Source organism: Chryseobacterium sp. UF-81 (genome assembly GCF_058245105.1).
Genome location: NZ_JBSIBX010000001.1, coordinates 411,273 through 423,078 on the forward strand (window position 1 = coordinate 411,273; position 11,806 = coordinate 423,078).

The 11,806-nt window shown below is 42.4% G+C and carries 8 protein-coding genes; all 8 read left to right on the forward strand.

The features are described from left to right. Positions 1-19: 19 nt before the first annotated feature. The 8 genes from AC4IFE_RS01940 to AC4IFE_RS01975 are packed head-to-tail and all read left to right on the forward strand — an operon-like array spanning position 20 to position 11,156. Positions 20-4,252, forward strand: coding sequence for a beta-ketoacyl synthase N-terminal-like domain-containing protein (locus AC4IFE_RS01940; RefSeq protein ID WP_490754448.1), 4,233 nt, complete (start codon positions 20-22; stop codon positions 4,250-4,252). Next, a complete protein-coding gene (locus tag AC4IFE_RS01945; RefSeq protein WP_034728171.1) occupies positions 4,240-4,539 on the forward strand; it encodes an acyl carrier protein in 300 nt (99 codons plus the stop codon). The genes AC4IFE_RS01940 and AC4IFE_RS01945 overlap by 13 nt, the downstream gene beginning before the upstream one ends. Next, positions 4,530-5,324 (forward strand): alpha/beta fold hydrolase, encoded by a 795-nt coding sequence (locus tag AC4IFE_RS01950; RefSeq protein WP_490754450.1) that lies wholly within the window; start codon positions 4,530-4,532, stop codon positions 5,322-5,324. Before AC4IFE_RS01945 ends, AC4IFE_RS01950 begins: the two co-directional genes overlap by 10 nt. Next, positions 5,317-7,722 carry a glycosyltransferase gene (locus tag AC4IFE_RS01955; RefSeq protein ID WP_490754451.1) on the forward strand — a complete coding sequence of 802 codons (2,406 nt, stop codon included), beginning with the start codon at positions 5,317-5,319 and terminating at the stop codon, positions 7,720-7,722. The genes AC4IFE_RS01950 and AC4IFE_RS01955 overlap by 8 nt, the downstream gene beginning before the upstream one ends. A 4-nt stretch (positions 7,723-7,726) precedes the next feature. After that, a complete protein-coding gene (locus tag AC4IFE_RS01960; RefSeq protein WP_490754453.1) occupies positions 7,727-8,998 on the forward strand; it encodes a condensation domain-containing protein in 1,272 nt (423 codons plus the stop codon). Continuing rightward, positions 8,995-10,248 (forward strand): condensation domain-containing protein, encoded by a 1,254-nt coding sequence (locus AC4IFE_RS01965; protein ID WP_490754454.1) that lies wholly within the window; start codon positions 8,995-8,997, stop codon positions 10,246-10,248. The genes AC4IFE_RS01960 and AC4IFE_RS01965 overlap by 4 nt, the downstream gene beginning before the upstream one ends. Before the next feature lie 47 nt (positions 10,249-10,295). Next, the gene (locus AC4IFE_RS01970) at positions 10,296-10,778 is read left to right on the forward strand and encodes a hypothetical protein (protein WP_490754455.1); all 483 of its coding nucleotides are present in this window, start codon (positions 10,296-10,298) and stop codon (positions 10,776-10,778) included. A gap of 39 nt (positions 10,779-10,817) precedes the next feature. After that, the gene (locus AC4IFE_RS01975; RefSeq protein ID WP_490754456.1) at positions 10,818-11,156 is read left to right on the forward strand and encodes a hypothetical protein; all 339 of its coding nucleotides are present in this window, start codon (positions 10,818-10,820) and stop codon (positions 11,154-11,156) included. Positions 11,157-11,806 lie beyond the last annotated feature (650 nt).

Here is an 11,806-nt window from a genome sequence, read left to right on the forward strand (position 1 = left end):
CCCTCTGTATACAATAACTATGAAAAAAACAGATGTTGCTGTTATTGGCCTGTCCTGTGTCTTTCCCGGGGCACAGGATGCCCAAACTTTTTGGCAGAATATTGTCAATAAGGTAGATTCCACCCAACCGGCTCCTGCGGACAGGATTGATCCTGTACACTTCAGTGATGCGACCAGTCCTGTCGACAGATTTTACTGTCAACGCGGTGGATTTATTTCAGATTATGAATTTGATCCGACAGCTTTTGGAATTCTTCCGTTAGCAGTAGAAGGTACCGAGCCAGATCATTTATTAACCCTCGATCTGGTGCAGAAAGCCCTGGAAGATGCCGGTGTATTTCAAAAGGGAACATCTCTTGAAAAAACAGGAATCATCATTGGTAAAGGAAATTATACCGGTCCCGGCGCAACGCGTGCCATAGAAATCGTTCGCACTGGAGAACAGATTTCTTCGCTGTTGCAGGAATTGCTTCCTCAGGTAACTTCGGCAGATATCGAAAAGGTGAAACATGCTTTCCAGGAGCGAAAAGGCCGCTTCGCCGCAGATACAGCCATGGGACTGATTCCCAATCTGGTTGCCTCTTTAGTGGCAAATAGGTTCAATCTGGGAGGTGCTGCATTCACAGTAGATGCTGCCTGTGCCAGTGCCCTGATTGCGGTAGATCACGCCGTTCAGGAACTCAACCGTGGCCGTTGTGATATGGTCATCGCGGGAGGTGTGCATACCGGACAGAATGCTGCTTTCTGGAGCATTTTTGCCCAGTTGGGAGCCCTGTCACATCAGCAGCAGATCAAGCCGTTCAGTACAGATGCAGACGGATTATTGATTGGCGAAGGCTGTGGTTTCGTCGTGTTAAAACGATTGGAAGACGCCATTCGTGAGCAGGATAAGATTTATGCAGTGATCAAAGGCGTTGGTGTAAGCAGCGATGGGAATGGAACCAGCGTGATGAGCCCATCCGTTAAAGGTCAGCTTAAAGCTTTGCAACAGGCCTGGATCAATGCAGATCTGGACGAAAAACAGATCGGTTATCTGGAAGCTCATGGCACAGGAACACCACTTGGAGATAAAACAGAACTTCAAACCCTGGCTCAGTTTTTCACTAAAGAAGAAACAACCCAGGCTGCAGGAATAGGATCCGTTAAATCCAATATTGGACATGCCATGCCGGCTGCCGGAATCGCTGGTTTGATCAAGACCTGTCTGGCACTTCATCATGATACTTTACCACCTACCTTATATTGCGAAAATCCAATCGCAGATATGGAGCAGACCCGTTTTGCTCCGGTACAGGACCCGAAAAGCTGGTCGAAAACAGGCTTGCCGAAAGTAGCGGCAGTCAATGCCTTCGGATTTGGAGGAATCAATGCACATGTTGTTTTGGAAGGCTATGATATGCCGAAAAAAGACCGTGTTTTAGTATTGGCAAGACCTACCCATGCAGAATTGCTTTCAGCTTTAAAAAACAACGACAACAGAGTAGGAGAAGGGGATTACCGGATTGCTTTATTCGACCCGACCCCTGAAAGAATAGAAAAAGCCACTAAAATTGTAGCTAAAGATAATCCATGGCGTAACAAACAGGATATCTGGTACACCAACACCCCTTTACTGAAAGATGGAGGCAAAATCGCTTTCGTATTTCCGGGGCTGGATGGCCTTGCGAAGGGTGAAGTGGACAGCGTAAGCCGTTATTTTGGATTAACAGAACCTATCGAAACGGAAGGGGAAGGTTTACTAAGCGATGCATTGAGAATTTTCAATAAATGCAGCATCCTGGATAACGCCCTGAAAAAACTGGGAATTGTTCCCGCTATGAATGCCGGGCACAGCCTGGGAGAATGGCTGGCAGGATATTCCTCAGAACTGGCAGAAGTGAATTCTGTGAAAGCTTTGATTGATGTTCTGAATCCGGAAACCTTTGAATTAAAAGACTCCAGATTCATTGCCATCGGAGCGGGGATTGATGCGGTGAAGCCTTTTATCGATGCGATTCCCAATCTTTATATTTCCAATGACAACTGTCCCAATCAGGTGATCCTTTGTGGCAGTAATGCAGCCTTGGATGAATTGGTCCCATTGTTAAAATCAAAACAGATCTTTCATCAGATTCTGCCTTTCCAGTCCGGTTTTCATTCACCGTTTATCGCTGATAAACTGGATGTCATCTTAGCAGGAATGGAAAAAGCACAGTTTCAACAGACGAAAATCCCGTTGTGGTCTGCAACGACTTTAGAACCGTATCCTGCCGATCAGGATGCGATCCGAAAACTAAGTGCCGAGCATTTGGTACAGCCGGTCCGTTTCCGTGAACTGACGGATAAGCTGTATGAAGAAGGCGCAAAATTCTTTATTCAGATTGGTACCGGAGGACTGATCGGGTTTATTGATGATACTTTGAAAGGAAAACCATTCAGTACGATTGCTTCCAGCGTGGCCACAAGATCTGCACTGGCTCAGCTGCAGCGTGTGGTAGCCGCATTATTTGTGGAAGGTAAAACCGTGGCATTGGACTTTTTAGAAATACAAAACTCACCTAAAAAATCATCAGGAAAGGGAATCAAATTACAGCTGGGTTCACCGATCATCCGTGATTTTAAAGAAATTAAAAATCTGGCTCAGTCTTTTGAAATACCAAAGCTAAATACCATTTCTGCCACGGTAGCTAAGACCGGTCATCCTCTTGTTCAGGCTTTCCAGGAAAATATTAGCGATATGATCCGGATGCAGGAAGAAGTACTGACACTGTTTCAAAACCGCCCGGAAATTACAATCCCAAGACCTGTGGTTTCTAGAGCACCTGTCAGTAAGAATTTCTCGAAGCTTTTGCATGTTACTTTAGATACGCATCCTTACCTTATCGATCACAGTTTATTGAGACAGCCGAAAGGATGGACCAATGTCTCTGATATGGAACCGGTAATCCCGATGACCATGATTTTTGAGCAGTTAGCAGAAATAGCACAGGCCGAAATACCGGGAACCCGCGTTCATAAAATTATGAACGTGAGCGTGTTTCAATGGATGAATGTCGCCAAACCTTTTGAAAAAACAGTCAAAGGAGAATGGCGCTCACCCAACCATGCCTACCTTGATATTGAGAACTTTGCCAATGCAGAAGTCCTGCTGGCTTCCTCTGCACCTGCTGTTCCGGCCTTTAACCTATCGATCGGGGATCTTCTGCCTATTGAAAGAACCCCTGAAGAGATTTATGACAAACATATGTTCCATGGAGAACTCTACCAGGGAATTACAGAGATTTCAGCGGTAGGAACGAAGGGAATTATAGGAAAAATAAAAGGAAACGGAGGAAAAGGTTCACTGCTTGATAATGCCGGGCAATTATTCGGGTTGTGGCTGCAGCTTACCCTGACCAAAGACCGTATCGCTTTCCCCGTGAAAATCAGAGATATCGAATTCTTTGGTGCTATGGAAGACCAGGATGGCCTTTTTGAATGCACCTGCATCCTTACTGAACTCAATGAAGAATTTGCCATTGCCGATATTATCCTGAAAAGAGACGGAAAAGTATGGTGTGCGATTACAGGATGGCAAAACCGCCGACTGGAGATCGATGAACCGCTGTGGAATGTTTCCATGTCGCCTTTGCACAACCGTCTTTCGGAGGAAATAGCTCCTGAAGTATTTTTCTTTCATCAGGCGTATACCAGAGTGGCTTCGTGGGATTTTATTCTTAAAAGATATTTCAACCAGACGGAAAAACAATATCACCAGCAGTTGTTTCCCAACAAGCGGAAAGAATGGATGGTGAGCCGCGTAGCCGTGAAAGATGCCGTTCGGAATCTTCTCCGTGAAAAGAAAAATCACCCTTGTTTCCCCATCACTTTTGAAATAGGGAAGGATGAAGCTGGAAAACCTTATCTGATAGGTGATGTCACGGAAGATATCCATATTTCTTTAGCTCATAAAGAAAAGGATGCGGTAGGTATTGCACGACAAGGCGGTCCGGTGGGAATTGACATGGAGGTCATGGAAGAACGCAGTTCCGGATTTTACGACCTGGTATTTACCGATCATGAATTAACCTTATTAAAAGACAGAGATCAGGCGGAATGGACCACCAGATTCTGGGTAGCGAAAGAAGCGTACGGAAAGTTTCTGGGATCCGGACTGAAAGGAAATCCAAAAGCCTTTGAAATCACCCATATTGAGGGAGATCATTTATGGATCAACCAAACTGAAATAAAAACTATTAAACATAAAAAATATATTATCGGATGGACACTATAAACAACACATTAAAACTGAATCACGAGGAACTGTTCACACTTTTAAAAGGTTTTATTACGGAAGTGATAGGTGCCGAATTTGTAGAGGAGATGGATATCACTCCGGACAGTTCATTCACGAAAGACCTGGAAATGGACAGCATAGAAATCGTTTCTTTTTCCGAGAAGATCAAAGCGCATTTCGGCGATCAGATTGACTTCACGGGATGGCTGTCTTCTATGGATTTAGACGAACTGATCAACCTTGACCTCCGTATGATCATCAATTATATCTACGAATGCCAATAATCAATGTAAACCATAAACAGGTTCATATTCAGGAACTCAACAAAGGGGCTGAACAGACGGTGGTATTGATCCACGGGATGTTCAGCAACCTCTCCATTTATTATTTTAATATTGCCCCGATTCTGGCAAAACATTTCCACGTGGTGATGTACGATCTGAAAAGCCACGGCATGAGCGAGCGTTTTACAGACGGCTACGATCTGGAAAGTATGTCATCCGATGTATTGGCTTTGATGGATGTTTTAAACCTTAAAAAAGTACATCTGGCCGGATACAGTTTTGGAGGATTGATCGCTTTGAAAACGGCATTGAACGCGCCGGATCGTGTCAGTCAGCTGGTCGTTATAGAAGCCCCGGATCCTCAGGACGAAAAGGCCCGTAACATCATCGATGAATACAGTAAAGAATTCCTCGAACATTATGTGGCCAATTTTACAGACACCACCAAAGTGCAGATGGGAAAAAGACAGATGGAGAAAAACCACCGGATGTATGAATTCCTGTTTGAAAAAACCAGTATCAAAGCAGATATGATCAGGGAAAAACATTTTTTGGGGGAAGCCAATTTCTCAGAACTGGATACTCCTACACTTTTGCTTTACGGATCCGAATCGAACTGTAAACCTACAGGGGAATGGCTGAAAACACAGATCAATTCATCAGAGCTGGAACTGATTCCCGGGGATCACAATGTCCCGATACAGGAGCCCGTTCAGATCGCAGAATCGATCGTTCATTTTTTATCTCAATCATTATCTAACGCATTAACACAAAATCATGGCTAAATTTGTATTTGTTGTTCCACCATTGACAGGCCATGTCAATCCAACCTTAAGCATCGGCGCAGAATTACTGCAAAGAGGACATGAAGTAGCCTGGATCAGTCTTGATAAAAATCTAGGTACAAAACTTCCGGTCGGGGGAGAATTGTTGCTCATTCAATATGACCAGACCGACGAAGAAAAAAGAGAAAGCGAGAGCTATCTCGATATTATTTCTAAAAAAGTAGTCTACGGTATCGACAGTATCAAGTTTCTTTACGATGACGTACTGATTCCCTTAAACAGACATTGCTACAATGGGATCGTTACCCTGCTGAAACAATATCAGCCCGATATGGTGATTGGCGATCATCAGTTATTCGCTGCTGCTATTGCCTCTAAAAAACTGAATCTTCCCTACAGCACCTCCGTTACCGCTCCGGCTGCCATTAAAATGATGGACGAGCTGCCTAAAGTGCATGAATGGGAAGTTAATAAAATCATTGAACTGCAGAAAGAACTGGGGGTAACGGAAAACCGTTCATTCGCTTCTTCGGATCTGTTAACTCTTGTTTTAACTTCAAAATATTTCTTTGGCGAAATGGATCTGCCGGAAAACTATCAATTTACGGGACCTGTTCTTACGGAACGCCGGATCTCCTGTGAATTTGATTGGGACAGATTGAAAAGCAGTACCAACAAAAAGATCCTGGTAAGTATCGGAACAACTTTCGATCATGATCATAAAAAAGCGTTCTTCCAAAAAGTGGTAGATGCCTTTAAAGATGAAGATCTGATCGTTGTACTGGTTTCTGATCCGCAGCTTTTTGACAGCTGGCCGGAAAACTTTATGGTCTATAATCAGGTTCCACAACTGGATCTTCTGCCTCATCTGGATGGAGTCGTTTGTCATGGTGGTCACAATACCGTTTCTGAAGCCCTTTCCAACGGTCTTCCGTTGGTGGTGATTCCGATTGCGTATGATCAGTCTCATGTGGCAGGACGCGTAGTACGCACCGGAGCAGGAGAACGTCTTAATTTTAACCGGTTCAAATCCCATCATTTGAACGAAGCAGTTCAGAAAATTTTACATCATTCAGAATATAAAGAAGCTGCTGAAAAAGTTAGTGAGTCTTTCACCGAAGCCGGAGGTACTGCCACTGCAGCCAATTTGCTTGAAAAAGCATTAATCCCAGCTACGGAAACAATAAAGCCGGGGTCTAAATTTTTATTTGTGATCCCGCCGTTTTTTGGACATATCAGCCCAACATTGAGTGTTGGTGCCAGTTTGATTGCCCGTGGTCACGAAGTAAAATGGTTTGGAATCACCCCATTGGATAGCAAACATATTCCGGAAGGAGGAAGTTATTTTTATCCTGAAGAAGATTTGAGTCCGTTTCAGGAAGAAATTCAGCGTATTTTAAAGAGACAGGATGACGGGCCCGCTTGTTCAGGACCTGAGGTCATGAAACTGGCACTCGAGGAAACCTATGTTCCGTTTGCCAAAATGATGATGCCCGGATTGGAGCGTCTCGTACAGCAGTGGAAACCGGATGTTCTGGTGAATGACTGCATCACTTTCGGAGGAGCTCTTTTTGCCCACAAACATCACATTCCATGTGTAACGACTACCCCTGTTCCCCCTGATGTAATGGGCGATACCGCAAATAACGCACCCAAAATATTTGAATGGCAGCAAAACCTGATCAAAGATCTTCAAAAAGAAGTAGGGATTAATGATGAAGGCATTTTTATCCATTCCAATAAGTTAAATCTGGTATTCACATCACAGACGTTTGCAGATTTTGAAACGGTACCTTCCCATATGAGATTTGTAGGTCCCGTAAAAGGACGTCCGAATCCGGCTCCTTTTGACTGGGAAAAACTGGAAGCATCTACGACACCAAAAATATTTGTATCACTTGGAACACTTCTAGTAGACATCCGTAAAGCATTCTTTGAAAAGGTGATTGCCGCTTTTGCAGATCAACCTGTAACGGTCATCGCGGCAACTCCGCCGGACATATTTGATGAATGGCCTTCTAATTTTATTGTAAACGGTTTTGTCCCTCAATCCGCATTGATGCCTCATATGGATGCGGTGATCTGCCACGGAGGTTTCAATACCGTTAATGATACATTCACCAACGGGTTACCGATGCTCATTACCCCTATCGCCTACGACCATTTTCATATTGCTAAATTAATCGAAAAGGCCGGTTGCGGAATTAGCATCCGGTACAAGAGATTGCGTGTTGAGTCTCTTCGTGAAACCGTTTTTGAACTGCTGGAAAATCCTGCCTACAGAAACGCAGCAAAGGAGGTGCAGACGAATTTATTGAATGCAGGCGGTAATGACCGGGCGGTAGAGCTTCTGGAAGATTTTGTACAGCAACATCGTTCAACATTAGTTACGATATAAGCCTATGAGACGAAAATTGTTATTTGGCGAGCGTATGCTTTTAGGAGACGGAACAGAACCATTCAATGCAGTAATTCCGTTTCGGCTGCGTGGTACTTTTCAAGAAGAAAATATCCAAAATGCCCTGAATCAGCTTCAGGGTAAACATCCCTGGCTGAGAGCGCTCATCAGTTATGATGAAGATGATATTCCCTGGTTTGAAGTGTTGGAAACATATCCGCAAATCCCGATACGGATCGTTTCCAGAAAAGGGGAAGATGACTGGCAGGAAGAGTCTAGAAGGGAGTGGCAGACTTTATTTGATTTTGGACAACAACCCCTTCTCCGGTTTATCTGGATCAAAGGTGAAGAGGTTTCAGATATGCTTTTTTCTTTTCATCACTGTTTATGTGATGGGGGTTCTGCGATGGCTTTTCTATATGAATTTTTAACAATTTTGGACAATCCATCGGCTGAAATCGGGATAGAACATCCTATTCTTGGAATTCATGATGTGGTCCCGGAAGCGATTCTCACAAGCCGCTACCAAAAGTTGAAAGCGAAGGTCATCAGCAGGGTGGCGGCAACGGCTATCAAATGTATTCCTGTCAGTAAGAAAGCAGTTGAACGGCAAAATGATTACCTGATCCACTGGAAATTTGACAAAGAGATGAGTAAGGAACTGATTTCCTATTGCAAGTCACAGGAGGTTACTGTCAATACATTTTTAAGCGCTGTGCTGCTTCATGCATTTAAAAAGGTAAGGGGAGAGGCGGCTTTTAATAAAGTTTCCTGTCCAGTAGATATCAGGCGTTTTGCTCCACAGATCAAGGACGATCATATCTTCGCTTTCGGTTTGATGATTGTGGTTTCATCTGACGATAAGATGAGTTTTTCAGATAATTTGTGGATGATGCAGGAGTCTGTAGAAAAGAAAACCTCCAAACTGAATCCCTACATTACCATGATGGTGATGGAGTCTGCTCATGATGCCTTGAAAAATTTCACCAAGCTTTTAAAGCATGGGAAATCTTCCAACGACTGTATGTTTTCCAATTTAGGACGCATTCAGATTCCCCATCAGTACAAAGAATTTACACTGGAAACCATTTTCAGTCCTTCTGTGATCGGGCCATTGGGTAATACCACGACGATGGTAACGTCAACATTCAGAGGGGAAATGGATTTTTCATTTGTAGGAAGCGAAGGATATTTACCGTATGCTGAAGCCTTAGCTATTCGTGATGAGGTGATTCATACGGTGAAATTACAATTAGACCCTATAGCAGTATTATGATCAGGCGAAATTTAATGATGGTGGAACGGATCATGTATGTTGATCCTGAAACCCCTGTCAATTGTGTATTTACGGCAAAAATCAAGGGAAATATCCCTGAGGAGAACTTTAAGGCTGCTTTAGAAAAAATCCAGCAAAAACATCCTTTGCTGAGAACAAGGATTGATAACAGCAGTGAAAAGTACCCGTTTTTCATAGAAGAAAAAGAAATGGAACCTATTCCGCTCCGTATTGTTGAGCGGAAAACAGATGAAGACTGGCTGCAGGAATCCGAAGCTGAGTGGTTCAGGCTGTTTAAAGATGAAAAAAAGCCACTGGCCCAATTGGTCTGGGTTAAAGGACAGGATGTATCGGAAATTCTCTGGGTACTGCCTCACTGCATCTGCGACGGAACTTCCCTTGTTACCATGATGACCGAGCTTCTTGCTTTACTGGATGATCCTGCTCTGGAGCTGCAGCCTTATGAGGTATTCAGCTCTGTAGATGATTTTCTGCCTTTGGATTTCAGCATGAAAAAAAAGAAGCGTAAAGCCCGTTTTTACCTCATGATGGCCCGACTTTTTTTTCTTATGCAGCGAAAAAGTAAGATAAGAAACCTCGGAAAAAATTACGCGGTCCATTGGAAGTTGAATTCAGATACAACTGCGCAGATAATGGAAAAGTCCAAAGCTCATGGTGTTTCTGTACATGCTTTGCTCTGTTCTTCATTTATGCAGGCTTTTCAGGAGATTCAGGGAAAGCAGGCAAAAGGTAAGGTGATCAGCCCGGTAGATGTGCGCCATTTTATTCCGGAGATCAGGCAGGATCATGTATTTGCTTTCGCGCCAACCGTTGAATTGTCATTAAAAAAAGGAAACACGGATGTCCTGGACAACGCCAGACAGATCAAAAAAGATCTTGTAGAAAAAATAGAAAAAATGGAGGCCAGAGAGCTTCTGTGGATGGGTGAGCAGATGCATCCGGTCGCTGAACGTATGGTTTCCATGATGAAATCCAGTAAAGGCGGGCATGATGTAACACTTTCCAATATGGGAAGAATCAATATCCCAAGCGATTATAAACATTTTAAAGTGGAAACGGTCTTCAGCCCGACGGTTGCTTTTCCTTGGCTGAATTCGAATACTTTGGTTGCAACAACGTATAGCCAGCAAATGGATTTCACGTTGATGTCCAATGAGGATTTCCTGCCCAAAGAAGAAGCCGTTACCATTAAAAATAAAGCCATTGAACTTCTGACCTCGTCGCTATGAAATTTAAACTGAAGCCGCCACCCCCTAAAAAACTCAAAAAAACCACGTTGAAACGCTTTTTAATCAGGCGGACGATTTACTATGTCCTTCCGAATGTGTTTTTCAATTTCATTATTGCTTACGCCAGCTTTCAGGAATTGGGTTACACACACTTCTTTTCCGGAACCCAAAATCTGGCACGGCTGACCCTGCCTATGGCCATATTCTTACCGGTAGTGCTCACCATTGATATCATCAACAGAGTGATCATTGCTTCCGAACAGGGTGCGATTGAATTTACCGTAGATGAACAGCTGAATAAAAAGAAACTCATGATCAAGCTGAGTATTTTGCACGGACTTATTACCGGATTACTGGTATTGTCTGTATTACTTTTTGCACAGTACGGTTTTTCAAAATATTATAAGCTGGATGCTACGGCGATGGCAGTGCTTGTAGGCGTGCTGGCAGGAGTACTGTCTGTCATTTTTGTGTATGTGCCGGTAAGAAGATTGAAAAGATATCTATGCCGGTCTGTGGTAGCTTCATAGCGGACTCTATTAATTTTACTTAACCAAAAAACGATAACTATGGAAATTGACAAAATCAGAGATCACATTGTGCAGAAACTAAACAATGATTATCATGTATGGAGCAGTGTATTGAATAATACACAGCCCGAAAATTATGTTTGTGACCATTGGAAAGTAGATATTAATCCAACGGATATTGGGGTAGATATTCCTAACAGAACTTTTTCAGTAAATGACGGTTTCTTTTCTTTTGACGTAACAGTGGAGTCAGGTAAAGATGATCGGGAGATATCCTATAATAAAGCCTTTACGGCAAAAGGTACTTTTCAGTTTGAAAATCCGGATCATATTAAAATAGAGGGAATAGACGTTGATATTGAAATAGATATTTTTTAGGCAAAATGTGTTTGATTGTGAAAGAATAATAATTACCTGTTTTTATAATTTTTTTGTGTCTTACAAGAATTGATATAGGCCTGCTTTATTAAATAAACAGCAGTTCATGGCATGATACTGGCCCTACAATGACACCCAATGAATAATTTAATCATAAAGTATTTTTTTTGACAAATTTGCTATTGTTTTGTGTTCTCTCGCTAAAAACGGAAGATGGAAAAGGAAGAAAAATGGTTCAAAAAACAAAAATTGTCATGTTTTAAATGATCATTAAATCTTTTTTATTCTCCTGAAAGCTCATTAATGCTGTCATATCAGCATGTTACGGTGATAAATATCAATCAGATGTGAGATAAATTTGAATCATGTCATATTTTTTATTATTTTCATTATCAGAAACTAATGCCATTAAAACATAAAATAATTAAATGAAAACTCATGAAAATTTTCTGCCCAATCAGATAAGATGGTAAACCTGTTCGGATACTACGATTTACCAAAATTCCCATAAAGAAATAGAGCTGTTCATCTGCATACAACAGATTAGTTTATTTGATATCAACCTTTAAATTTAAATAATTTCTGATATTTTTAGTCAGGTTGGGATTGGTTATATCCCGAATTATTTTTATAAGAAGCTTATACCCGAT

Bases quoted from the DNA above. Each gene is read 5' to 3' on its own strand.
- AC4IFE_RS01940 (WP_490754448.1), top strand. From the start codon at position 20: ATGAAAAAAACAGATGTTGCTGTTATTGGCCTGTCCTGTGTCTTTCCC.
- AC4IFE_RS01945 (WP_034728171.1), top strand. From the start codon at position 4,240: ATGGACACTATAAACAACACATTAAAACTGAATCACGAGGAACTGTTC.
- AC4IFE_RS01950 (WP_490754450.1), top strand. From the start codon at position 4,530: ATGCCAATAATCAATGTAAACCATAAACAGGTTCATATTCAGGAACTC.
- AC4IFE_RS01955 (WP_490754451.1), top strand. From the start codon at position 5,317: ATGGCTAAATTTGTATTTGTTGTTCCACCATTGACAGGCCATGTCAAT.
- AC4IFE_RS01960 (WP_490754453.1), top strand. From the start codon at position 7,727: ATGAGACGAAAATTGTTATTTGGCGAGCGTATGCTTTTAGGAGACGGA.
- AC4IFE_RS01965 (WP_490754454.1), top strand. From the start codon at position 8,995: ATGATCAGGCGAAATTTAATGATGGTGGAACGGATCATGTATGTTGAT.
- AC4IFE_RS01975 (WP_490754456.1), top strand. From the start codon at position 10,818: ATGGAAATTGACAAAATCAGAGATCACATTGTGCAGAAACTAAACAAT.